Source organism: Arthrobacter sp. zg-Y877, from assembly GCF_030373105.1.
Lineage (GTDB): Bacteria > Actinomycetota > Actinomycetes > Actinomycetales > Micrococcaceae > Arthrobacter_B.
On sequence record NZ_JAUCPU010000002.1, the window covers coordinates 266,081 to 288,458 of the forward strand.

The following is a 22,378-nucleotide window of genomic DNA, read 5'->3' on the forward strand; positions in this document are numbered from 1 at the left end:
CGGCCAACATGCGATACTGGTTACTGTGTCAGGCGCTGATGGCGCCCCAGGCGGACCCGCGTTTTGACGCGCGCGTACCGTCTCGCGCCACGAGATTGGCAGGCACCCTCCGCACGGCCGACAAAGAGGCACGGCATAGACCCGTGCTTCTTTCCCCATGCACCGGTCCGGCCATTCAACGCATATTACGAGGACGAATGATCACAGTTACCGACCTTCGCAAGGTCTACCGACAGGGCGACCGCAACGTCACCGCACTGGACGGCGTGAGCCTGAGCGTACCCAAGGGTTCGATCCACGGGATCATCGGCCACTCCGGAGCCGGCAAGTCCACTCTGGTCCGCTGCCTGACCCTGCTGGACCGGCCGACGTCGGGCTCCGTCACCATTGACGGCCGCGAACTCACCGCCGTGAAGGACTCCGAGATCCGTGCGGCCCGCCGCCGGATCGGCATGGTCTTCCAGCACGCGAACCTCATGGACTCCCGGACCGCCGCCGCCAACATCGCGCATCCGCTCGAACTGGTCGGCACGAAAAAGAGCGTCATCGACGCCCGGGTGAAGGAACTGCTGGCCCTCGTGGGCCTTGAAGGCAGTGCCGGGGCGTACCCCGCCCAGCTGTCCGGCGGGCAGAAGCAGCGGGTGGGAATTGCCCGGGCGCTGGCCGCCGATCCGGATGTGCTGCTGTGCGATGAACCCACCTCGGCCCTGGACCCCAGCACCACGGATGACATCCTGGACCTGATTTCGGACCTGACCCGGCGCCTGGACCTGACCGTGCTGATCATTACGCACGAGATGAACGTGGTGAAGCGGATCTGTGATTCGGTGTCGCTGCTGGAGGCTGGACGGGTGGTGGAACACGGTCCCCTGCGCGAGGTCGCTTCCGATCTCCGCGGCCGGCTGGCCAAGCAGCTGATCCCGCTGCCGGTCACTCCGCCCTCCCCCGGCGGTCCGGTCCTGGAACTGCTGTTCACGGGCCAGACCACCTCGGATCCCGTCCTTTCCGCACTGACCCGCCGGTTCGACACCGACGTCAACGTCCTCGCCGGCAGCGTGGAGCTGCTGGCCGGAACCCGCTTCGGACGGCTGCGCATCCAGTTGGACACACACACCGACATGGCCGCCGTCCATGAATACCTCGCCCTGCAGGGCGTCACCGTGGAGGTGGCAGCATGAACTTCCTGACCGGACTCTTCGACAACCCCGGAATCACCAAGGCCCTGCCCGAGGCCGTTATCGAAACCCTCCAGATGGTGGGCATTTCCGGCTTCTTCACCCTGCTGGTCGGTCTGCCGCTGGGCGTTTTCCTGCATGTCACGGCACCCGGGGGCCTGCTCCCGATGAAGATCATTAACCGGATCGTCAGCGACATCATCGTCAACATCACCCGTTCCGTGCCCTTCGCCATCCTGATGGTCACACTGATTCCGCTGGCACGGCTCATCACCGGCACCTCGATCGGCCCCGTGGCAGCCTCCGTTTCGCTGAGCATCGCCACCATCCCGTTCTTTGCCCGGCTGGTGGAAAACGCGCTGCGCGACGTTTCCGGCGGCAAGATCGACGCGGCCCTCGTGATGGGGTCAACGAAGATGCAGGTGGTCACCAAGGTGCTGCTGCGCGAGGCCCTTCCCGGACTCGTCGCGGCCCTGACCACCACGCTGGTCACCCTGGTGGGCTACTCCGCCATGGCCGGCATCATCGGCGGCGGCGGCCTCGGCCGGCTGGCCTACAACTACGGCGTCCAGCGCTTCGACACCCAGGTCATGGTGGTCACGATCGTCATCATCGTTGCCCTGGTGCAGATCATCCAGATCGGCGGCGATTTCGCCTCCCGCCGGGTGGACCACCGCTCGGCCTCCGGTACCGGCCGGCGCAGCCGTCCGGCCGGTGCGCTGGCTGACCCCGGCACCGGCCCCGCCGCCCGCCCGGAAACGGACCGCACACTCGACAAGACCACGGTCTAGTCCAACTCTTCGGCAGGGCCGGGGCACGCCCCCGGCCCTGCCGGACCTGCAGCCAGTAGCCGCTAGCTGCACATTCCCCGGACGGCGGAGTTCCGCTTCCCGGGTTACGTGAAAGGAACGCATTCGATGCGTAAAGCACTGACCCTCGTTGCCACTTCAGTGGCCACGGCTCTGGCGCTGACGGCTTGCGGAGGATCTGATTCCTCTTCCAGCGCCGTGGAGAGCCTTGACCCTGCCAACCCGGTAACCCTGACCGTGGGCGCCAGCCCGGCACCGCACGCCCGGATCCTCGAGTTTGTCCGGGACAACCTCGCGGAAGACTCCGGCCTGGAGCTGGAAATCCAGGAGTTCGACGACTACATCACGCCGAACATCTCCCTGAACGACGGCGACAGCGACGTCAACTACTACCAGCACCTGCCCTACCTGGAATCCCAGATGGAAAGCCAGGGCTACGAGTTCGAGCACGGCGCCGGCATCCATGTGGAGCCGTACGCCGCGTTCTCCGAGAAGCACGACGACGTCTCCTCCATCAAGGAAGGCGCCCGGGTTATGGTCACCAACGACCCCTCGAACCAGGCCCGCGCCCTGAAGCTGCTGGAAGAAGCCGGTCTCGTGAAGGACATCCCCGGGGACGCCTCGGTGCTGACCCTGACCGACGAGCAGAACTTCATGGACCTGGACTTCCAGGAAAACCAGCCCGAACTGCTCGTTAATGACCTCAAGGATCCCACCGTGGACCTGGCCATCATCAACGGCAACTACATCCTCGAAGCCGGGCTCAGCACCGACGACGCCCTGCAGGTGGAATCCGTCGAAGACAACCCGTATGCCAACTTCCTGGTGTGGAAGGCCGGCAGCAAGGACGCACGGATCGACAAGCTCGAAGAACTGCTCCACTCCCCCGAGACCAAGGCCTTCATCGAAGAGACCTGGCCGAACGGTGACGTGACGGCTGCTTTCTAGGCAGAGGCACAAAAAAACCCCGCATCTCCCTCGAGGGACGTGCGGGGTTTTTGCTTGTCCCGGGCTGAGCCGTTACGGCTTCGCAGCTGCGGCGGCCGCCGCGGCTGCCGGCAGCGCGTCGTAGATCCGGTTCATCGCGGCGTCGTCGTGGGCGCCGGACAGGAACCAGGCCTCGAAGACCGACGGCGGCAGGTACACGCCGGCGTCGAGCATGGAGTGGAAGAACGGCCGGTAGCGGAACGCTTCCTGTGCCTGGGCCTGCTCGTAGTTGTGCACGCCGGTGGCGGAGGTGCCGAAAGCGACGCTGAAGAGGCTGCCGGCGCGCTGGATGCTGTGGTCGACGCCGGCCTTGTCCAGTTCGGCGGACACGGCGTCGGAGAGCTCCGCCGAGCGGGCATCCACGGTGGCGTAGACCTCGGCCGTGGCGGCCTTGAGCGTGGCGACGCCGGCTGCCATGGCGATCGGGTTACCCGAGAGGGTTCCGGCCTGGTAGACCGGGCCCAGCGGCGCGAGGTAGTCCATCACGTCGGCACGGCCGCCGAGGGCTGCGACGGGCATGCCGCCGCCGATGACCTTGCCGAAGGTGAACAGATCCGGCGTCCAGCCTTCCTTAGCGCCGGTCAGGCCCCAGTAGCCGCCCGGGCCGGTACGGAAGCCGGTGAGTACCTCATCGAGGATCAGCAGGGCACCGTGCGCCGAGGTGATCCGTGACAGTGCCGCGTTGAAGCCCTCGTCGGGGGTGACCACACCCATGTTGGCCGGAGCAGCTTCGGTGATGACCGCGGCGATGTTGGCGCCGTGCTCGGCGAAGGCCTTTTCGACGGCGGCAACGTCGTTGTACGGCAGCACCAGTGTTTCAGCGGCAGTGGCTTCGGTGACCCCGGCCGAGCCGGGCAGCGCCAGGGTGGCCAGGCCGGAACCGGCGGAGGCCAGCAGCCCGTCGAGGTGGCCGTGGTAGCAGCCGGCGAACTTGATGACCAGGTTCCGGCCGGTGAAGCCGCGGGCCAGCCGGATGGCGGTCATGGTGGCTTCGGTGCCGGTGGAGACCATGCGCAGGCGCTTGACGCCCGGCACCCGGTCCATCACCAGCTGCGCCAGCTCGGCTTCCGCCGGCGTGGACGCGCCGAAGGACAATCCATTGTCGACGGCGGCGTGCACCGCGGCCAGGACGTCCGGGTGGGAGTGGCCCACCAGGGCAGGGCCCCAGGAGCAGACGAGGTCCACATATTCGCGGCCCTCGGAGTCCGTGATGTACGGGCCCTTGGCGGACACCATGAAGCGCGGCGTACCGCCCACGGAGCCGAAGGCCCGGACCGGGGAGTTCACGCCTCCGGGCATCAGGGCCCGGGCGCGGTCAAACAGTTCTTCGGACGTCGAGACAGGTGAGGACATTACTTGCTTTCCTTCAGCCAGGCCGCCAGCTCGGTGGCCCAGTAGGTGAGAATCATATTGGCGCCGGCCCGCTTGATACCCAGCACGGACTCTTCGATGGCCCGGCGGCGGTCAATCCAGCCATTGGCGGCGGCAGCTTCAATCATCGCGTACTCGCCGGAGATCTGGTAAGCGCCCACCGGCACCGGTGACATGGCGGCGACGTCGGCCAGCACGTCGAGGTAGCTCATCGCGGGCTTGACCATCACCATGTCGGCGCCTTCCTCAAGGTCCAGTTCCACCTCGAGGATCGCTTCGCGGCGGTTGGAGGCGTCCATCTGGTAGGTCCGGCGGTCGCCTTGGAGCTGGGAGTCCACGGCTTCACGGAAGGGACCGTAGAACGCGGAAGCGTATTTCGCGGCGTAGGCGAACAGGGAAACATCGGTGTACCCGGCCTCGTCCAGTGCCTGCCGGATGACGGCGATCTGCCCGTCCATCATGCCTGACGGGCCCAGTACGTGGGCACCGGCGCGGGCCTGCTCCACGGCCATCCGGCCGTAGATCTCCAGGGTGGTGTCATTGTCCACGACACCGTTTTCGTCCAGCACACCGCAGTGGCCGTGGTCGGTGAACTCATCCAGGCAGACATCGCTCATGATGACCAGCTCGTCGCCGACCTCCTCGCGGACGGCCCGGATCCCTCGGTTGAGGATGCCGTTCGGGTCCGTGCCGGCGCTGCCGACGGCGTCGCGCTCGGCCGGGATGCCGAACAGCATGATCCCGCCGATGCCCAGTTCCACTGCTTCAGCGGCGGCCTTCTTCAGGGAGTCCAGGGTGTGCTGGACGACGCCGGGCATGGACGTGAGCGGGTTGGGCTCAGTGATGCCCTCACGGACGAAGACGGGAAGGATCAGCTCGGCGGGATCCAGCCGGAACTCCGCGGTCAGCCGCCGCATGGCGGGGGTGGTGCGCAGACGGCGGGGACGGTGCTGGGGGAAGCTCATGGAAATATTCTGCCTTCCGGTAAAAATGGGGAACTAGTTGGTAGGACCCGTAGACATAGCAACCGAGAGTGCCTGTGCTATTCCCGCCGGGGTTGGCTGCTTCGCCACGGCGTGCGGCCCCACCCCCAGCTCGCGCATCCGTGCAGCTGTGCTCTCGCCGATGGCCACCAGGAGGGTTCCGTCCGGCACCGGCGCGCATCTGCGCACGAACCTGCGGGCGATGCTCGGTGAGGTCAGGACGACGGCGCGTTGCCCGGCAGGTGCCGCCGCGGCAAAGGCTTCCGGGTCCAGCATGCCTTCACCGGTTGCCTCCGGTGTAAAGCGCACACCGGTGGCCGGATAGTCCACGGTGCAGTACGCGGTCACGGCACGGACGTCCCAGCCCAGGGAGGTTAAGGCCTCGTGCAGCGACGGGTCGGCAACATCGGCCTGCGGCAGCAGCACCCGCAGGTCGCCGCCTTCCGGGTCCGAGCCCAGCGGGTCCGGCCAGGATGCCGCGAGGCCGCGGGCGGACTGGTCTGTGTCCGGAAGGAAGTCAATGTCGAAGCCGACCTCCTCCAGCGCCTGCCGGGTTCCGGCACCGACGGCGGCGATGCGGGTATCCGGAGGCACGACGGCGTCCGGGCGGATGCCCAGGGCGGCGCACCGGCGGGTCACGGCCCGGACCGTGGTCACGCTGGTGAAGACCACCCAGGCGAACCGGCCTGCCTTCAGCGAATTGAGGGCACGGTCCAGCAGGTCGGTGTCTGTGGGGTACTGGAAATCGATCAGTGGCATAAGGGCCACCGACGCGCCGCAGTCCTGCAGCTCCCGGACCATGGCCGAGGCCCGGTCCGGGGTGCGCGGCAGGACGACGAACAGTCCGGCAAGGTCCGGACCGTTTTGACTGGCCGCCATGTCAGCAGCTCCGGAGGTGGCGCATCAGCTGGCGGGGAGATCCGTGAGCTGGGCGGCACCGGCCGCGAGCAGCTCCTCGGCGATCTGTACACCCAGTGCGCGGGCGGCGTCTTCGGTGAGCTCGGCGGTGACGGCGGAGCGGCGCATCAGGCGTGTGCCGTCGTCGCTGCAGACCACGGCCTGCAGGGTGATGCCGTCGGCATCCACGCGGGCCAGTGCTCCTACCGGAGCCGTGCAGCCGGCTTCGAGGCGGCCGAGCATGGCCCGTTCGGCAGCCACGGTCAGGCGGCTGTCGAAGTGGTCGTACGCGGCAAGCGCCTTGCCGAGGTCTCCTTCGGCGGCGTCGGCAGCACGGCATTCCACTGCCAGGGCGCCCTGGCCGGGGGCCGGGAGCATAACGTCGGGGTCAATGAACTCGCTGACCATGTTCAGCCGTCCCAGCCGGGCCAGTCCGGCAGCGGCGAGCACCACGGCGTCAAGGTCCCCGGGAGCGCCTTCCACCAGTCCGGCCACGCGGCCGAGGCGGGTGTCAACGTTGCCGCGGATGTCCACAATCTCGAGGTCGGGACGGGCGGCGCGCAGCTGGGCAGCCCGGCGCGGCGAGCCGGTACCGATCTTCGCTCCGGCCGGAAGTCCGGCCAGGGTCAGGCCGTCGCGGGCACACAGGACGTCGCGGACGTCCACGCGTTCCGGAATGGCACCGAGGGCCAGGCCTTCGGCCGGTGAGGTGGGGAGGTCCTTGAGCGAGTGCACCGCAACGTCGCAGTCTCCGCGCAGCAGCGATTCGCGCAGCGCGGCGACGAAGACGCCGGTGCCGCCGATCTGCGACAGTGCGGCCCGGTTGATGTCACCCTCGGTGCGGACGCGCACCAGTTCGACGTCGAACCCGCCCAGGCTGGACAGTGCTTCGGACACGGTGGTGGTCTGCGTGACGGCCAGGGCGCTGCCGCGGGTGCCGATCAGGACAGGCGAATGCGCCACTATTCGACGCCCACAGTGGAATCGGCGCCTGCAATAGTCGGCTTCTCGCCGCGCAGGTTCGCGCAGCAGCCGGGGCGGCAGACGTCGTACCACGGGCCGAGGTCGGTCATGGCGGGGCGGATGGCGATGTTGTTCTCCAGGGTGCGTTCCTGCAGCAGGTCCACCAGGCCGGACACGAAGGTCTCATGGATGCCCGGTGTCGGGGCCCGGTCTGCGGCCAGGCCCAGCTCCCTGCAGGTATCCATGGCCTCGGTGTCGAGGTCCCAGAGGACTTCCATGTGGTCGCTGACGAAGCCCAGCGGCACAATCACCACGCCGTTGACGCCCTTCGCAGGCAGTTCGGCAATCGCGTCGTTGATGTCCGGTTCCAGCCAGGGGATGTGCGGGGCGCCGGAGCGGGACTGGTAGACCAGCTGCCAGTCCAGGCCCGCAGCTTCGGGGATCCGTTCCATGATGGCGCGGGCGTTGGCCAGGTGCTGGGCGACGTAGGCGCTGCCTTCTTCGAACTCCCGGTCGCGCGGACCGGAGGCTTCGGCGTCGGCGGTGGGGATCGAGTGGGTGGAGAAGAGGATCTCGATCTTCTCGTTTTCCACGCCCTTGGCGGCCAGCTGCGCGCGGACGTTGGCCACGGACTCGCGGACGCCTTCGACGAAGGGCTCCACGAAGCCGGGGTGGTCAAAGTACTGGCGGACCTTGTCCACGTGCAGCTTCTTGTCCAGGCCGGTCTTGATCAGGTTCATGCCCAGGTCTTCGCGGTACTGGCGGCAGCTCGAGTAGGACGAGTAGACGCTGGTGGTGACCATGAGGATGCGGCGGTGACCGGCGTCGTAGGCCTCCTGCAGGACGTCCTTGATGTAGGGCGCCCAGTTCCGGTTGCCCCAGAGGACGGGGAGTTCGACGCCGCGGCGTGCCAGCTCCCCTTCCAGTGCCTCCTTCAGCGCACGGTTCTGCTCGTTGATGGGGCTGATGCCGCCGTTGGCCCGGTAGTGGGTGGCCACTTCCTCCAGCCGCTCGTCGGGGATGCCGCGGCCGGCGGTGACGTTGCGCAGGAAGGGAATGACGTCTTCCTGGCCTTCCGGGCCGCCGAAGGAAGCCAGCAGGATGGCGTCGTAATGCTTCGGGGCCATGCGGCCGTTTTCGTCGACACCCTCAAACGGGTCGAAGACGGGCTCGTTGGAAACAGCGGATGTCATTTGAGTACCTCGGCAACTTCGGCGGCCGGAATACGCCGGCCGGTATAGAACGGGACTTCTTCACGGACGTGGTTGCGGGCCTCGGTGGCGCGCAGGTGGCGCATCATGTCGACGAGGTCCACCAGGTTGGGGGCTTCAAGGCCCAGGATCCATTCCCAGTCACCGAGGGCGAAGGAAGCCACGGTGTTGGCCAGGACCTGGGGGAATTCCCGGCCGAGCATGCCGTGGTCGCGCAGCATCTTGCCTCGTTCCTCGGCGGGCAGCTGGTACCACTCGTAGGAGCGGACAAACGGGTAGACGCAGATCCAGGTCTCGGGGTCGATGCCCCGGGCGAAGGACGGCCAGTGGTTCTTGGAGAACTCCGCGTCGCGGTGAACGCCCATGGCGGACCAGGCGATCTCGGTGCCGGCAAACAGCTCGGACCGGCGGATCTGCCGCAGGGCCGCCTGCAGCGCTTCCGGCGCGCTGCCGTGCAGCCACACCATCACGTCGGCATCCACGCGCATGGCGGAGACGTCGTAAAGACCGCGGAGCGTGACGTTGCTGGCTGCCAGGTCCTTGGTCAGTGTTTCGAAGGCATCAACTGCACCGTTCGAAACAGGCGCTTTCGGCATGGAGGACCGCTTGAAAACGGTCCAGAGGGTAAAGAACTGTTCGTCGTTGCCGGCCGTTCCGGCGGCACTGCGGTCCATCGTCTCACTCATGTTTAACAGTCTGCCCTTTGCGTATAGGTAAGTCGAAACACCGCACTTCTACAAAGTGTAGAAAGTGCGGAACATCACAGGAGGGCGTTGGTTAGCCCTGCCATGCGGATGCGGGTGTCCGCGGTGACAGCTGCCAGCCCGGTACCGGCCAGCCAGGCGCCGACCGCTTCCAGTCCATGCGCTTCAGCCACGGCCGCGCGGACAGCACCCACCCGGTCCTTATGTCCGACGGCGGCAGAGGGCAAAGCGCCCACCCAGCGGACAACGTCCCAGCCCACGACGTCGTCGGCCTTGATGTCCACCTGCAGCAGGCCGGACGCGTCGGCCACTGCCTGCCGGAACAGGTCGTCATCGGCGCGGTCCACGTGCGCGGGGTGCGCGGCGGACTCCTCCGCCGACAGGGCCCGCCCGTAGGACAGTCGGAGCACATGGGTTCCGGGCCCGGTGGAATCCGCGAGCCACTGCCATTTGGCGGTGGCATGCGTCAGCGCCTTGGCATCGATGCCCTCCACTTCCCGGGCCACCAGGACCCCGGTGCCGCGCGGCATGGCATCCAGCTCAGGCAGGTCCACCACCAGGGTGACCAGGGCAACGCCCGGACCCGGCTGCGGCCGGTATGCCGAAACCTCGGGCAGGGCGGTACTGATGAGATCCACGGCGGCCGGCCCCTCGGCGGCAACCACCACGGCGTCCGCCGCCAGCTCTTCCCCGTCACTGCAGCGGATCCGCCACTGTTGCCCGTCACGGGACAGGGCTTCGGCCCGTACCCCCGTACGCAGGAGTGCTCCGGAGGTTTCCAGGTCGGCGACCAGCGCCTCGGTCAGCCTGCCCATTCCGCCGTCCAGCCCGGCCACGGCCGACCCGGCAGGGGCCGCAGACCGCAGGGCGCCTACTGCAGCGGCAAGGGAACCGTGCCGTCCCACGGCGTCGCGCAGTCCCGGGGCCACCGAATCGACGTCGAGCACGTCGGGGTCGGCCGAATAGACGCCGCCGACCACCGGGGTGACGAGCCGGCGAAGCACCGCCTCCCCCATCCGGGTCCGCACAAGCTCACCCAGGCTCATGGATCCGCGGCGGTTCAGGGAACCCACCGGAAGGACCTTGTCCATAGCTGCCCGTGCCGCTCCGGCGCGTCCCAGGGCGCGGACGATGTCCGGGTGCCGCGGGTCGGCGGGGATTCCTAGCAGGCCGCTGCTGGGCATCCGCTGCGCACCCGAGGGCAGGTCGTCCGCTGCCAGCTGCAGCCACGAACCCGCCGGGTTGGGCGGGACCACATCAGCGGCCAGGCCGAGCTCCGCAATCAGGTCAGGGACGGCCGGTGACCGCGTGGCAAAGGATTCGGCACCGCTGTCCAGGACAACGCCGGCCACCTTATGCCGGCCGACGCAGCCGCCGAACCGCTCCGCTGCTTCCAGTACCGTGACCCGGATGCCGGCGCGCTGCAGGTCCCTGGCCGCGATCAGGCCGGAGACGCCGCCGCCGACGACGACGGCACTGGGACCGGCGGGCGCAGCAGCTGAATGCTGGGTACCGGTTTTTCCGGACGGCTTGTCCGCTTTGGCGGTTTTTTCCGGCTTAGCGGTTTTTTCCGGCTTAGCCGGCTTTTCCGCTTTGGCGGTTTTTTCCGGCTTCGGGAGGAAACGGCCTGGCATGGTTACGGCTCCACGGAGTGAATAAGTTCAACCACCCGCGTCAGGACGCTGGCGTCGGTTTCCGGCGGCACCCCATGGCCCAGGTTCACCACATGGCCGGGGGCGGCTGCGCCGGCGGCGAGGACCTCACGGACATGGGCTTCCAGGACGTCCCACGGTGCGCTGAGCAGCGCCGGATCGATGTTGCCCTGCAGCGGCGTCGTACCGCCGAGGCGGCGGTTGGCTTCATCAAGGGGCAGGCGGTAGTCCACGCCGACAACGTCCACACCGACGTCGCGCATGGCCACCAGCAGCTCGGAGGTGCCGGTGCCGAAATGCACCAGCGGCGCGCCAAGGCCGCGGACGTGGTCCAGGGCACGGGAGGAGGCAGGTGCCACGTGCTTGACGTAGTCGGCCAGGCCCAGGGAGCCGGCCCAGGAATCGAAGAGCTGCCCGGCGCTGGCGCCCGCTTCCAGCTGCGCACGCAGGAACATGCCGGAGGCATCCGCGGCCCAGGCGGTCAGTGCCTGCCACGCATCCGGATCCGCGTGCATCATGGTGCGGGGGCCGAGGTGGTCACGGGAGGGTTTGCCCTCCACCATGTAGGCCGCCAACGTGAATGGCGCACCGGCGAAGCCGATCAGCGGCTTGGAGCCGAGCTCGGCCACGGTCAGCCGGACCGCTTCACGGATGGGTTCCAGCGCTTCTTCGGTCAGCCGCGGCAGGGCGGCGACGTCGGCGGCGGTCCGCACCGGGCTGCCCAGTACGGGGCCAACGCCGGGAACAATATCCACGTCCACGCCCGCAAGTTTCAGTGGAATGACAATGTCGGAGAAGAAGATGCCGGCATCCACGTCGTGGCGGCGCACGGGCTGCAGGGTAATCTCCGCCGCCAGTTCCGGGCGGAGGCAGGATTCCAGCATGCCGATCCCCTGCCGGGCCTTAAGGTACTCGGGCAGGGACCGGCCCGCCTGGCGCATGAACCATACCGGGCGGCGGGTGGGGGTGCCGCCCCGGTACGCGGTGATGAGGGGCGAATCGGCCGTGCGGCCATCCAGCAGCGGGTGAGTGGCGCTAAGAGTCATACCTTGATTCTCTCCAAAATCCCGGGCAATCGATAACCGGCGCCTTTTCGGCTGCCACGGTGGCGCTTCTCACAGCTTTAAAGAGGTAATTCCGGCAGGGCCGATTGAAGGTATCCTCCCGGGCGTGGCTACTATTGACCTACTGTGGTTCTACTTTCCCTCATTGCTACGCACACCGACGTAGACCTGGAGACTGTCGCCCGGCTGAGCGCCGGCGCATCCGAGGTCTCGTCTTCGCTGGTCGATTCCGGAACCGCCGTCTCCGGCTCCGTGGTCCTCGCTACCTGCAACCGGCTGGAGGTGTATTGCGAAACCCCCTCCGATGCCGATATTGAAGCCGCGCGTTCCGCCGTTGTCGCGGAGATCAGCCGGCACTCCGGCATGAGCGAGGAGCAGGTGTCCCGCTCCTTTGCCACCAACACCGGTGAATCCGTTCCCCAGCACCTGTTTGCCGTCGGCGCCGGACTGGATTCGGCCGTGGTGGGCGAACGGGAAATTGCCGGCCAGGTACGCCGCGCCCTCATCGAAGCCCAGGAAAGCGGAACCGCCAGCGGCGGCCTCACCCGCTTATTCCAAACTGCATCCCGCACCGCCAAGGACGTCGGTGCCCTCACAGCCCTCGGTAAACGGGGGCTTTCCATTGTGTCGGTTGCCCTGGGCCTGGCAACGGATCTGTCCGAAGCCCGGGACTGGTCCCGGAAGTCGGTAGTGGTTTTCGGCACCGGCGCCTACGCCGGCGCCACCATGGCCCTGCTCAAGGAGCGCGGCTGCACCGACATCAGTGTCTATTCGTCCTCGAACCGGGCCGGGTCCTTCACTGCCTCACGCGGCGGGACACCCTTGACCCGGGAGTCCCTGCCCGCCGCCCTGAAGCGGGCCGACGTCGTCATCGGCTGCAGCGGCAGCGACAGCCAGGTCAGCGCCGAAGATGTCCGCCGCGTCCGTGAGGCCGCCGGCAAGCCGCTGATCATCATCGACCTTGCCCTGACGCATGACTTCGATCCGGAGGTCCGGGAAATCGACGGCGTCGAGCTGATCACCCTCGAGTCTGTCCGCCTGGCCGCACCGGCCGAGCAGGCCGAGTCGCTGAAGCAGGCGAGCACCATCGTGGCCGACGCCGCCCGGAACTTCTCCAAGCAGCAGCTCAGCCGCGAGATGGATTCCGCCATCGTCGCCCTGCGCCGGCACACCCTGGATGTCCTGGAATCGGAGCTGGACAAGGTCCGTGCCCAGCACGGCTGTACCGGTGCCGCCCAGGAAGTGGAGTTCGCCATGCGCCGGATGGTTAAGCAGCTGCTCCATGTCCCCACCGTGCGCGCCCGCGAACTGGCCGCCAGTGGCCAGCAGGAAGAATACATCCGGGGCCTGGAGGCCCTGTACGGCATCACCGTGGAGCGCGGCGAGGCAGCTCCCGCCAAGGACGGCGGCCCCACCCCCGGCGAGGACGACGCCGAGCCGAAGTCCGCGTAGGGGCTTACGCGCAGGCAGCTCAGTAGACCGGCTTCTCCGGTTCCACCCGGCGTACCCATTCCAGGATTCCGCCGGTGACGTTGTAAACCTGCGGATAGCCGGCACGGCGCAGATAGGCGGCGACCTCCGCCGACCGCACACCCGATTTGCAGTGCACATACACGGGCCGGTCCCGGTCAGGCCGGAACTCCCCCGCCAGGACTGAAGCGCGCGGCGCCAGCCGGGCGCCGTCGATACGCACAATCTCGTATTCGCCCGGTTCGCGGACGTCCAGCAGGTCGAATTCCCGTGCTCCGGCGGCGCGTTCGGCCAGGAGGTCCCGCAGCTCTGCCACGTCCACTTCCGCTCCTGCCGGTGCAGGTTCAGCCGGGGTCAGGCCGCAGAAGGCCTGGTAGTCGCTCAACTCCGTCACCGGAACAGCGTCCGGATCCCGCCGGACCCGAAGTTCCCGCCAGCTCATTTCCAGGGCGTTGAAGACCAGGACCCGGCCCAGCAGGGTGCGGCCTGTCCCGGTAATGAGCTTGATGGCCTCATTGACCATGACCGAACCGATCTGCCCGCAGAGCACGCCCAGCACACCGCCCTCCGCGCAGGAAGGCACCGATCCGGCCGGAGGCGCCTGCGGGAAGAGATCCCGGTAGGTGGGTCCGTGTTTGCCCCAGAACACGCTGACCTGCCCGTCGTAGCGGAGGATCGAGCCCCACACGTACGGCTTGCCCAGGATTTCCGCGGCGTCGTTCACCATGTAGCGGGTGGCGAAATTGTCGGTGCCGTCCACAATCAGGTCATATCCGGCGAAGATCTCCAGGACGTTGGAGTTGTCCAGCCGCTCGCGGTGCAGGACCACCTCGACATGCGGATTCAGTTCCGCCACGGACCGGGCCGCGGACTCGGCCTTCGGCGTGCCGACGTCGGATACCCCATGAATCACCTGGCGCTGCAGGTTGGAGACGTCCACGACGTCGTCGTCCACAATTCCCAGCGTGCCCACTCCCGCGGCCGCCAGGTACAGCAGCGCCGGAGATCCGAGCCCGCCGGCTCCTACAACCAGCACGCGGGCATTCTTCAGCCGGCGCTGGGCGGTGGACCCGAAGCCGGGAATGATCAGGTGCCGGGAGTAGCGTTCGGTTTCCTCGCGGGTAAGTTCAGGACCGGGCGCCACCAACGCAGGTAGTTCCCCTCCGGATACGGGTGCGCTTGCTAAGGTCATGAAGTCCAATCTAAGCCACGGGTATGGCGGCGGACCTATCGGATCGAATACCCGCAGGTAAACTAAGGGTCATTGTCCGTGCAGCTCAAGCGCTCCGGAACTGTTGAGAGGTCCACCAGTGAGTAACCAGGCAGCCGGCAAACCGGTTCGACTCCCGCGGGAGGAACGCCGCCGGCAGCTGCTCAGCGCAGCGCAGGAGGTCTTTGTCAGCAACGGTTTCCATGGTGCGGCGATGGACGAGATCGCCGAAGCGGCCCACGTCAGCAAGCCCGTGCTGTACCAGCACTTCCCCGGCAAGCGGGAGCTGTACATGGCCCTGCTGGACAACCACCTGAACACCCTGACGGAGTTTCTGGGGACCGCGCTGAAGTCCACCACGGACAACAAGCTCCGCGTCCGCGAAACCATGCGTGCCTATTTCCGTTTCGTGGCGCAGGACAGCCAGGGGCACCGGATGGTTTTCGAATCCGATCTCACCAGCGACGCCGAGGTCAGTGCCCGCATTGAGGAATTCAATGCCCGCTTCGCCAACAGCATTGCCGGCGTCATCGCCGAAGACACCAAACTTTCCCACCATGAGGCCACCCTGCTGGGCCGGGCCCTCGCCGGAATGGCACAGGTCAGTGCCCGCTACTGGCTGGAAACCGACGGTGACCTGGACATCGATGCGGCAAGCGAGCTGGTCTACCGTTTAGCTTGGCGCGGAATCAGCCGGTTCCCTAAGGAAATCTAGAGTAGATTTTTCGATAAGTTCGAAATCGTTAACAGGAGGCACCACGGTGGAAGTAAAAATCGGCATTCAGAATGTAGCCCGCGAGATTGTCTTCGAGTCCGGCCAGAGCGCCGATGAGGTTGCCGATGCGGTGGAGCAGTCCCTCGCCAGCGGTGCCCTGCTGCGGCTGAAGGACATCAAGGGCCGGCTGATCGTCGTTCCCGGTGCCTCCATCGGCTACGTCGAAATCGGTGCCGAGGAAGTCCGCCGGGTCGGCTTCGGGGCCCTCTAGAGCGCATGCTCAGCCTGATCCTGGTTACGTTGACCGCCGTCGCCGCGGGTTTCGCGGTCTGGGCCGCAGACCGCCATCGGGACCGGTACGGTGCCCTGCTGCTACCCGGCATTTCGGTGGGCGCTGCGGTCCTCACGTGGACGGCACTGCAGGCCGCCGGAGCCGCTTCCTTTGAATCGGAATGGATCGGCTGGGCCATCCCCGTGGCAGTGGCCATCCTGGCACCGCTGGTGGCGGTTGTGCCGATCGGGAACAGCCGGGCCAAGGCCGACACAGCGGAGTCTGAGCGCATTCTGCGGATGTGATCCGGAACGGCGCCCGGCAACTGGGCTTTTGATAGAACCGCGTAAACCGCGGATAGACGAAAAGGGGCGGTGCTTCGGCACCGCCCCTTTTCGTGTCCCACTCCCCCGGCTTCCGGAACCTTTTCCCGGGCCGGAGTGGCGCCGCCCAGGGAGTCAGGCGGTGAGACCGAGGAGGTTCATCCGCTTTGAATGGTTCCGGGTCAGCTGGGCCGTAAGCGACTTGATTTCCGCGTCAACGGCACCTTGGCCGCCGTCGTCAACCAACCCGCTCAGGAAGGCCCGCTCCATTAGTACCCGCTGGGCCTGGGTCAGGGCTTCGCCTACCAGCCGCCGGCCCCAGAGGGCCAGTCTCGACGCGAGGCGCGGATCATCCGCCAGCGCCTCCCGCAGCCTGCCGAGCAGGATCTCGCCGGGCTGCTCCGTGGCCTTCAGGCCCTGGAACAGGCTGTTGGTATCGGCGTCCAGCCGTGATGCCACCGCGGAGTAGAAATCGTCCGAGATTGCGTCCGTGACATAGAACTTCATCAAGGACTCGTACCAGTCCGCCGGCCGGGTGCGGTCATGGAAGGCATCGACGGAGGACTGGAAGGGCCGCATGGCCTCTTCCGGGTCCACGCCCATACTGCTGAGCCGGGCGCAGATCAATTCGAAATGCGCATACTCGTGCACGGCCAGGCGCCCCAGCGTGGCGCGGTCGTGAAGCGTGGGCGAGAACCGGGCATCGGAAGACATGCGCTCAAAAGCCGAGAGTTCACCGTAGGCAATGGCCCCGAAGAGGTCCGTGAGAAACCGGTGATAGGTGTCGCCGTCGTGCTGTGCGGCCGCGCCGGAAGCGGCCGGATGGTCCGAATGGTGCCCGTTAGTCATACCCGCCAGCGTACCTTCCGGCGTCGCGGTGGACCGCGCCGTGGTCCCGGATGCGCGGCGATCAGCGCCGTACGGGTAGACTGGGAAAGTAGTAACTGGATGCCCGGTCGTCTGTCATGTGATTTGTTGTAATTGTCATTTGAAGTAGTTGTATTGACCAGACCCGCAAACCCTACGCGATCTTGAATTTTCGGCCGCCGCTGTGGCCAATGGAGCACAGGCGGCCCGCAGTTGTTAGCCCGCGATCGGCTTCCGCTGGACGCACCGTGTGCGTGCCATCCGCTCCGGGATGGGCTGTAACAGCCACTCGTCGAGCCTGGCGCCCCCGCGCTGCCTAAACTGAACGGTATTTAATTGAACACTGAACTTTCCCAGGTTGATGACGATCGTCACCTCACAGCCGATGACAGCACCGAAGAACTGCAGGTTGCCGACACCCTGGCCGTCAAGGCCGAGGCTGCGGAAATCCCCGAACTGACCTTCGCCGATTTCGGCGTCCGTGCCGACATCGTCGAGTCCCTCGCCGACGCCGGCATCACGCACCCCTTCCCCATCCAGTCGATGACCCTGCCCGTGGCCCTCAGCGGCCACGACATCATCGGCCAGGCGAAGACCGGTACGGGTAAGACCCTCGGCTTCGGCATTCCCGCGCTGCAGCGCGTGGTGGGCCCGGAGGACAAGGGCTACGCCGAACTCGCCGTCCCCGGCGCACCGCAGGCCCTGATCGTGGTTCCCACCCGTGAACTGGCAGTCCAGGTGGCCGGCGACCTCACCACGGCTGCACGGCGCCGCGGCGCCCGCATTGTCACCATCTACGGCGGCCGTGCCTACGAGCCGCAGACCGAGGCCCTGGCCGCCGGCGTCGAAATCGTGGTCGGCACCCCGGGCCGCCTGATCGACCTTTACAACAAGAAGCACCTCTCGCTGAAGAACGTGCGGATCGTGGTCCTCGACGAGGCCGACGAGATGCTGGACCTCGGGTTCCTGCCCGACGTCGAAACGCTGATGGCTGCCACGCCCACCGTGCGCCAGACCCTGCTGTTCTCGGCCACCATGCCCGGCGCCGTCGTTTCCATGGCCCGCCGCTACATGACCAAGCCCACCCACATCCGGGCCGCTGATCCCGACGACGAGGGCCTGACGAAGAAGGACATCCGCCAGGTGGTCTACCGGGCGCACAACCTCGACAAGAGCGAAGTCGTGGCCCGCATCCTGCAGTCCCGCGGACGCGGCCGCACCATCATCTTCACCAAGACCAAGCGCACCGCCGCGAAGCTATCCGAGGAACTGGTGGACCGCGGTTTCGCCGTGGCCGCAATGCACGGCGACCTGGGCCAGGGTGCCCGCGAACAGGCCATGCGCGCCTTCCGCAATGAAAAGGTGGACGTCCTGGTGGCCACCGACGTCGCCGCCCGCGGCATCGACGTCGACGACGTCACCCACGTGATCAACTACCAGTGCCCCGAAGACGAGAAGACCTACCTGCACCGGGTGGGCCGCACCGGCCGCGCCGGGAACAAGGGCACCGCCGTCACCTTCGTGGACTGGGACGATGTCCCCCGCTGGGGCCTGATCAACAAGGCCCTCGGCCTGGACCAGGCGGAGCCGGTGGAAACCTACTCCTCCTCCCCGCACCTGTACACGGACCTGGATATCCCCGAAGGCACCAAGGGACGCCTGCCCCGCAACAAGCGCACCCACGCCGGCATCGATGCGGAGAAGATCGAAGACCTCGGCGAGACCGGCAAGTCCGGCGGCCGCGGCACCTCCTCCTCCCGCGACGGCGGCCGTTCCGGTTCCAGCCGGGATACCGGATCCCGCGGCGGTAACGCCCGCAGCGGCTCCCGCGACGGATCCCGTGACGGATCCCGGCGCGGCACCTCCCGTTCGGGCGGAGACCGTCCTGCTGAAGTGCGGACCCCGGAATCCCGTCCGGCGGAAACCCGTGCCGCGGCACCCGCCGCGGACGGTGCCGCCACGGACCGCCCGCGCCGCAGCAGGACCCGCCGCCGCAACGGCGAGGTTGTTCCCAAGACCAGCCCGGCCGCTGAATAGCGCGACCGTAGGCCGGCAATGAGCACCCCTTCGTGGACGCCGGACGGCGGGTCGCTGGTGGTACACGCGGACAACGCGGAATACCTCCCGACCCTGCCGGACGGCTCCTTCACCATGATTTACGTTGACCCGCCCTTCAACACGGGCAGGTCCCAGCGCCGCCAGCAGACCACCATGGTCCGCAGCGCGGACGGCAGCGGCGACCGGATCGGCTTCAAGGGCCGCAGCTACAGCACGGTCAAGGGGCTGCTTTCGAGTTACGACGACGCCTTCGAAGACTACTGGGCGTTCCTGGAGCCCCGGCTCGCGCAGGCCTGGCGGCTGCTGGCCGACGACGGCACGCTGTACGTGCACCTCGATTACCGTGAGGTGCACTACGCCAAGGTAATGCTGGATGCCTTGTTCGGCCGGGACTGCTTCCTGAACGAAATCATCTGGGCGTATGACTACGGCGGCCGCGCGAAGAACCGCTGGCCGGCCAAGCACGACAACATCCTGGTTTATGTCAAAAACCCGGATAAGTACCACTTCGACAATGCCGAGGTGGACCGGGAACCCTATATGGCCCCGGGCCTGGTGACACCCGAAAAGGTGGCACTGGGGAAGCTGCCCACCGATGTCTGGTGGCACACCATCGTCTCCCCCACCGGCAGGGAAAAAACCGGGTATCCCACGCAGAAACCCGAGGGGCTGCTGCGCCGGGCGGTCGCTGCCAGCAGCCGCGAGGGCGACTGGGTCCTGGACTTCTTTGCCGGGTCGGGCACGCTGGGAGCGGTGGCAGCCAAGCTGGGCCGCCGCTTCGTCTGCGTGGACGCCAACCCGCAGGCCATCGACGTTATGGCCCGCCGGCTCGGTTCCGCGGCAACCGTGGTCTCCGCCGAAACGGAATCACCGCTGCCCGCCGCCGGGGCGTAGGTTTTATCCGGGTCCGGACCTTCGGGTCCGGGCCCGGGCTTTTGGGTCCGGGCTTCCTACCGCGGCAGGGGGCCGACGACGGCGGTACCGGTCGCCAGCCCGGCAATACGTTCCAGCACTGACGGTTCGGTGGTGAATTCGCCCAGGAGGTTCGGTTTCCCGGTGCCGTGGTAGTCACTGGAACCGGTGACCAGCAGGTCATTGTCCTTCGCCAGCCTGCGCAGCCATTCCCGGCCCTGCTCAGGGTTGTCCCGGTGGTTGACTTCCACACCCAGGAGGCCGGCGTCGATCATTTCGGCGAAGGTTGCCTCCCCCACCACGCGGCCGCGGGAGGACGCGACGGGGTGCGCGAAGACCGGCACTCCGCCGGCCTGCCGGATCAGTTCCACGGCGCGGGCAGGATCCGGAGCGTAATGCGCCACGAAGTACGGCGACCTCGCCGTGAGGATCCCGCTGAACGCCGCCGAGCGGTTCGGCACCACACCCGCAGCCACCAGGGCGTCGGCAATGTGCGGCCGCCCGATCGTCGCCCCTGGCGCCACCTGCTCCTGCACCGCCTCCCAGTCAATGGGGAAATCCTCGGCCAGCCGCTGCACCATCAGCTCCGCCCGGGTAACCCGGGCCGCACGGGATTTGGCAATTTCTTCGAGCAGTCCAGGATGCGTTGGATCGTGCAGATAGGACAGCACATGGACGCTGATCCCCTCGCTGCTGCGGCAGGACACCTCCATGCCCGGCACAAAGGTGATGCCCCGCTCCAGGGCGGCAGCTCCGGCGTCGTCCCAGCCCGCGGTCGTGTCATGGTCGGTCAGGGCAACGGCATCCAATCCGGCCCTCACCGCCGAGGCGATCACGCCGGCCGGCTGCTCGGTGCCGTCGGAGACGCAGGAGTGGGTGTGCAGGTCGATTCTCACGCTTTCAATCTACTCGCACCGGACACTGCCTCCCGCCCGGGATAGTCCCCGCGGTACCTGGGGGTGTTTTGCCCCTCCCGGAGGCAGTGAGACGATGGAGGGGTGACTACTGAAGCGAATTCGACGACATCCCTGCCCGAGCCCTCCGAAGGCCAGCCGCTCGAAGACCGGGTCAACAACCGGTCCCAGCGTCCCTCCTCGGAAGCCTTCAAGAAGTTCATGTCTTCCGGCTGGGCTGCGGAATCCGGTGAGCTGCCCGAAGCCGACGCCGTGGCGCCGTACGCAGCCCGCCGCCGCCGTGCCCTTTCCGAGCGTTTCCCCGGCGAACGGCTGGTTATTCCGGCCGGTCCGTTGAAGGTCCGCTCCAACGACACCGATTACCGTTTCCGGCCGCACTCCGGCTTTGCGCACCTGACCGGCCTCGGCGTGGACCGCGAACCCGATGCCGTGCTGGTGATGGAACCCACCGAACCCGGTGCCGGCGACGACGGCGGCAACCACACCGCCGTGCTGTACTTCCGGCCGCTGGCCGGCACCGACAGCGACGAGTTCTACTCCAACGCCCGCTACGGCTCCTTCTGGATTGGGAACCGGCTGGGCCTTGAAGAGGTCAGCGCACTGATCGGCCTGCCCACCCGGCACCTCGACGAGGCAGAAACCGCCATCACCAACAACGTTGGCGACCCGCAGTTCGGCGGCATTTCCGTACGCCTGCTGCGCAGTGTCGACGAGATGGTCGACGCCCTGGTGGACACCGTCCGCTACAACACCGCCCTGGACCCGGAAAACGCCGACCTCAGCGCCCTGGATGCCCTCGACGGCGAACTGACCGAAGCCCTGTCCGAACTCCGCCTGGTCAAGGACGAATGGGAGATCGAGCAGATGAAGGCTGCCGTGGCCGCCACGGTCAACGGCTTCACCGAAGTGGTCAAGGAACTCCCCCGCGCGATGTCCCACCCCCGCGGCGAACGCGTCGTCGAAGGCGCCTTCTTTGCCCGCGCCCGGGAAGAGGGCAATGACCTCGGCTACGACACCATTGCCGCCTCCGGTAACAACGCCACGGTCCTGCACTGGATCCGCAACAACGGCGCCGTCCATGCCGGCGACCTGCTGCTGCTGGACGGCGGAGTCGAGGCCGAAAGCCTCTACACCGCGGATATCACCCGCACCCTGCCCGTCAACGGCACCTACACCGAGGTCCAGCGGCGGGTCTACCAGGCAGTGCTCGACGCCGCCGACGCAGGATTCGAAGCCGCCAAGCCCGGGGCGAAGTTCCGCGATGTCCACGCCGCAGCCGTGAAGGTGCTGGCTGAAAACCTGGATGCCTGGGGCCTGCTGCCCGTGCCGCTCGAGGAAGCCCTGTCCCCCGAAGGCCAGCAGCACCGCCGGTGGATGCCGCACGGCGTCAGCCACCACCTGGGCATGGACGTGCATGACTGCGCGCAGGCCCGCGCGGAGCTGTACCTGGACGGAACCATCACCGAGGGCATGGTCTTCACCATCGAGCCCGGCCTCTACTTCAAGGACACCGACCTCGCGGTGCCCGAGGAATACCGGGGAATCGGCGTGCGGATCGAGGACGACGTCCTCATCACCGCCGACGGTCCCGTAAACCTCAGCGACGCCCTGCCGCGCAACCCGGGCGACGTCGAGGACTGGATGGCCGGCATCTACGCCTAACCCTCCGGTTCTCCGCAAAAGGTCCGTATCCCCGAAAGGGATGCGGACCTTTTGCATGGCGGCAGGGTTTGCCTCACCGGCGTGAACCGCCCACACGAAAAAGGCCCGCATCCCCCAAAGGGGTGCGGGCCTTCTTTACGTCCGGGGCCTAAGGCTTGCC

General features: G+C 67.2%; 21 protein-coding genes. 10 read left to right on the forward strand and 11 right to left on the reverse strand.

Annotated features, from left to right (window positions below):
* Positions 1 to 197: 197 nt before the first annotated feature.
* The 3 genes from QNO03_RS05300 (at position 198) to QNO03_RS05310 (ending at position 2,932) form a co-directional block, all read left to right on the forward strand.
* Positions 198 to 1,178 carry a methionine ABC transporter ATP-binding protein gene (locus tag QNO03_RS05300; protein ID WP_229950360.1) on the forward strand — a complete coding sequence of 327 codons (981 nt, stop codon included), beginning with the start codon at positions 198 to 200 and terminating at the stop codon, positions 1,176 to 1,178.
* Positions 1,175 to 1,966: a methionine ABC transporter permease gene (locus QNO03_RS05305; RefSeq protein WP_229950359.1), complete on the forward strand. Its 792-nt coding sequence runs from the start codon at positions 1,175 to 1,177 to the stop codon at positions 1,964 to 1,966. The genes QNO03_RS05300 and QNO03_RS05305 overlap by 4 nt, the downstream gene beginning before the upstream one ends.
* A 126-nt stretch (positions 1,967 to 2,092) precedes the next feature.
* The gene (locus tag QNO03_RS05310; RefSeq protein WP_289602353.1) at positions 2,093 to 2,932 is read left to right on the forward strand and encodes a MetQ/NlpA family ABC transporter substrate-binding protein; all 840 of its coding nucleotides are present in this window, start codon (positions 2,093 to 2,095) and stop codon (positions 2,930 to 2,932) included.
* A 72-nt stretch (positions 2,933 to 3,004) separates the two neighbouring features.
* Here the strand turns inward: QNO03_RS05310 and hemL are convergent, their stop codons facing one another.
* From hemL to hemE, 8 genes are all read right to left on the reverse strand, one after another.
* Positions 3,005 to 4,324, reverse strand: coding sequence for a glutamate-1-semialdehyde 2,1-aminomutase (gene hemL, locus QNO03_RS05315; RefSeq protein WP_289602354.1), 1,320 nt, complete (start codon positions 4,322 to 4,324; stop codon positions 3,005 to 3,007).
* Positions 4,324 to 5,307 carry a porphobilinogen synthase gene (hemB, locus tag QNO03_RS05320; RefSeq protein ID WP_289602355.1) on the reverse strand — a complete coding sequence of 328 codons (984 nt, stop codon included), beginning with the start codon at positions 5,305 to 5,307 and terminating at the stop codon, positions 4,324 to 4,326. Before hemB ends, hemL begins: the two co-directional genes overlap by 1 nt.
* 33 nt (positions 5,308 to 5,340) lie before the next feature.
* Positions 5,341 to 6,204: a uroporphyrinogen-III synthase gene (locus QNO03_RS05325; protein WP_229950351.1), complete on the reverse strand. Its 864-nt coding sequence runs from the start codon at positions 6,202 to 6,204 to the stop codon at positions 5,341 to 5,343.
* A gap of 24 nt (positions 6,205 to 6,228) precedes the next feature.
* Positions 6,229 to 7,185 carry a hydroxymethylbilane synthase gene (gene hemC / locus QNO03_RS05330; protein ID WP_289602356.1) on the reverse strand — a complete coding sequence of 319 codons (957 nt, stop codon included), beginning with the start codon at positions 7,183 to 7,185 and terminating at the stop codon, positions 6,229 to 6,231.
* Positions 7,185 to 8,378, reverse strand: a complete 1,194-nt coding sequence (locus QNO03_RS05335; RefSeq protein WP_289602357.1) for a ferrochelatase — start codon at positions 8,376 to 8,378, stop codon at positions 7,185 to 7,187. The genes hemC and QNO03_RS05335 overlap by 1 nt, the downstream gene beginning before the upstream one ends.
* On the reverse strand, positions 8,375 to 9,082 hold the full coding sequence (gene hemQ / locus QNO03_RS05340) for a hydrogen peroxide-dependent heme synthase (protein WP_227918413.1): 708 nt from the start codon (positions 9,080 to 9,082) through the stop codon (positions 8,375 to 8,377). Before hemQ ends, QNO03_RS05335 begins: the two co-directional genes overlap by 4 nt.
* 74 nt (positions 9,083 to 9,156) lie before the next feature.
* Positions 9,157 to 10,734, reverse strand: coding sequence for a protoporphyrinogen oxidase (gene hemG, locus QNO03_RS05345; protein WP_289602361.1), 1,578 nt, complete (start codon positions 10,732 to 10,734; stop codon positions 9,157 to 9,159).
* 2 nt (positions 10,735 to 10,736) lie between these two features.
* Positions 10,737 to 11,798, reverse strand: a complete 1,062-nt coding sequence (hemE, locus tag QNO03_RS05350; RefSeq protein WP_229950343.1) for a uroporphyrinogen decarboxylase — start codon at positions 11,796 to 11,798, stop codon at positions 10,737 to 10,739.
* 144 nt (positions 11,799 to 11,942) lie between these two features.
* On the opposite strand from hemE, the gene QNO03_RS05355 reads away from it, so the two are divergent.
* Positions 11,943 to 13,268, forward strand: a complete 1,326-nt coding sequence (locus QNO03_RS05355; protein WP_289602362.1) for a glutamyl-tRNA reductase — start codon at positions 11,943 to 11,945, stop codon at positions 13,266 to 13,268.
* Between the two features lie 19 nt (positions 13,269 to 13,287).
* On the opposite strand, the gene moeB is transcribed toward QNO03_RS05355, so the two are convergent.
* On the reverse strand, positions 13,288 to 14,478 hold the full coding sequence (moeB, locus tag QNO03_RS05360; RefSeq protein WP_289602363.1) for a molybdopterin-synthase adenylyltransferase MoeB: 1,191 nt from the start codon (positions 14,476 to 14,478) through the stop codon (positions 13,288 to 13,290).
* A 118-nt stretch (positions 14,479 to 14,596) separates the two neighbouring features.
* Here moeB and QNO03_RS05365 point away from each other — a divergent pair, with 118 nt between their 5' ends.
* The 3 genes from QNO03_RS05365 to QNO03_RS05375 are packed head-to-tail and all read left to right on the forward strand — an operon-like array spanning position 14,597 to position 15,787.
* On the forward strand, positions 14,597 to 15,211 hold the full coding sequence (locus QNO03_RS05365; RefSeq protein WP_229950339.1) for a TetR/AcrR family transcriptional regulator: 615 nt from the start codon (positions 14,597 to 14,599) through the stop codon (positions 15,209 to 15,211).
* A gap of 46 nt (positions 15,212 to 15,257) precedes the next feature.
* On the forward strand, positions 15,258 to 15,482 hold the full coding sequence (locus tag QNO03_RS05370; protein ID WP_229950337.1) for a DUF3107 domain-containing protein: 225 nt from the start codon (positions 15,258 to 15,260) through the stop codon (positions 15,480 to 15,482).
* 5 nt (positions 15,483 to 15,487) lie between these two features.
* Positions 15,488 to 15,787 carry a hypothetical protein gene (locus QNO03_RS05375; protein WP_289602364.1) on the forward strand — a complete coding sequence of 100 codons (300 nt, stop codon included), beginning with the start codon at positions 15,488 to 15,490 and terminating at the stop codon, positions 15,785 to 15,787.
* A 153-nt stretch (positions 15,788 to 15,940) separates the two neighbouring features.
* Here QNO03_RS05375 and QNO03_RS05380 read toward each other — a convergent pair whose 3' ends face one another.
* Positions 15,941 to 16,654: a ferritin-like fold-containing protein gene (locus QNO03_RS05380; RefSeq protein WP_289602365.1), complete on the reverse strand. Its 714-nt coding sequence runs from the start codon at positions 16,652 to 16,654 to the stop codon at positions 15,941 to 15,943.
* 420 nt (positions 16,655 to 17,074) lie between these two features.
* Between QNO03_RS05380 and QNO03_RS05385 the strand changes: the two genes are divergently transcribed.
* Together QNO03_RS05385 and QNO03_RS05390 are read left to right on the forward strand one after the other, a co-directional pair.
* Positions 17,075 to 18,709, forward strand: a complete 1,635-nt coding sequence (locus QNO03_RS05385; RefSeq protein WP_289602809.1) for a DEAD/DEAH box helicase — start codon at positions 17,075 to 17,077, stop codon at positions 18,707 to 18,709.
* An 18-nt stretch (positions 18,710 to 18,727) separates the two neighbouring features.
* A complete protein-coding gene (locus QNO03_RS05390) occupies positions 18,728 to 19,624 on the forward strand; it encodes a DNA-methyltransferase (RefSeq protein WP_289602366.1) in 897 nt (298 codons plus the stop codon).
* A 56-nt stretch (positions 19,625 to 19,680) separates the two neighbouring features.
* Here QNO03_RS05390 and QNO03_RS05395 read toward each other — a convergent pair whose 3' ends face one another.
* Positions 19,681 to 20,538 (reverse strand): PHP domain-containing protein, encoded by an 858-nt coding sequence (locus QNO03_RS05395; RefSeq protein ID WP_289602367.1) that lies wholly within the window; start codon positions 20,536 to 20,538, stop codon positions 19,681 to 19,683.
* Positions 20,539 to 20,640: 102 nt separating this feature from the next.
* Here QNO03_RS05395 and QNO03_RS05400 point away from each other — a divergent pair, with 102 nt between their 5' ends.
* Complete coding sequence (locus QNO03_RS05400) at positions 20,641 to 22,218, forward strand: aminopeptidase P family protein (protein ID WP_289602368.1); 1,578 nt, start codon at positions 20,641 to 20,643, stop codon at positions 22,216 to 22,218.
* Positions 22,219 to 22,378 lie beyond the last annotated feature (160 nt).

What these genes read in the sequence shown, in the direction of transcription:
- QNO03_RS05305 (WP_229950359.1), top strand. Translation starts at nt 1,175, where the DNA reads ATGAACTTCCTGACCGGACTCTTCGACAACCCCGGAATCACCAAGGCC.
- hemQ (WP_227918413.1), bottom strand. Translation starts at nt 9,082, where the DNA reads ATGAGTGAGACGATGGACCGCAGTGCCGCCGGAACGGCCGGCAACGAC.
- hemG (WP_289602361.1), bottom strand. Translation starts at nt 10,734, where the DNA reads ATGCCAGGCCGTTTCCTCCCGAAGCCGGAAAAAACCGCCAAAGCGGAA.
- hemL (WP_289602354.1), bottom strand. Translation starts at nt 4,324, where the DNA reads ATGTCCTCACCTGTCTCGACGTCCGAAGAACTGTTTGACCGCGCCCGG.
- QNO03_RS05390 (WP_289602366.1), top strand. Translation starts at nt 18,728, where the DNA reads ATGAGCACCCCTTCGTGGACGCCGGACGGCGGGTCGCTGGTGGTACAC.
- QNO03_RS05310 (WP_289602353.1), top strand. Translation starts at nt 2,093, where the DNA reads ATGCGTAAAGCACTGACCCTCGTTGCCACTTCAGTGGCCACGGCTCTG.
- hemB (WP_289602355.1), bottom strand. Translation starts at nt 5,307, where the DNA reads ATGAGCTTCCCCCAGCACCGTCCCCGCCGTCTGCGCACCACCCCCGCC.
- QNO03_RS05325 (WP_229950351.1), bottom strand. Translation starts at nt 6,204, where the DNA reads ATGGCGGCCAGTCAAAACGGTCCGGACCTTGCCGGACTGTTCGTCGTC.
- hemE (WP_229950343.1), bottom strand. Translation starts at nt 11,798, where the DNA reads ATGACTCTTAGCGCCACTCACCCGCTGCTGGATGGCCGCACGGCCGAT.
- moeB (WP_289602363.1), bottom strand. Translation starts at nt 14,478, where the DNA reads ATGACCTTAGCAAGCGCACCCGTATCCGGAGGGGAACTACCTGCGTTG.
- QNO03_RS05300 (WP_229950360.1), top strand. Translation starts at nt 198, where the DNA reads ATGATCACAGTTACCGACCTTCGCAAGGTCTACCGACAGGGCGACCGC.
- QNO03_RS05375 (WP_289602364.1), top strand. Translation starts at nt 15,488, where the DNA reads ATGCTCAGCCTGATCCTGGTTACGTTGACCGCCGTCGCCGCGGGTTTC.
- QNO03_RS05335 (WP_289602357.1), bottom strand. Translation starts at nt 8,378, where the DNA reads ATGACATCCGCTGTTTCCAACGAGCCCGTCTTCGACCCGTTTGAGGGT.
- QNO03_RS05380 (WP_289602365.1), bottom strand. Translation starts at nt 16,654, where the DNA reads ATGACTAACGGGCACCATTCGGACCATCCGGCCGCTTCCGGCGCGGCC.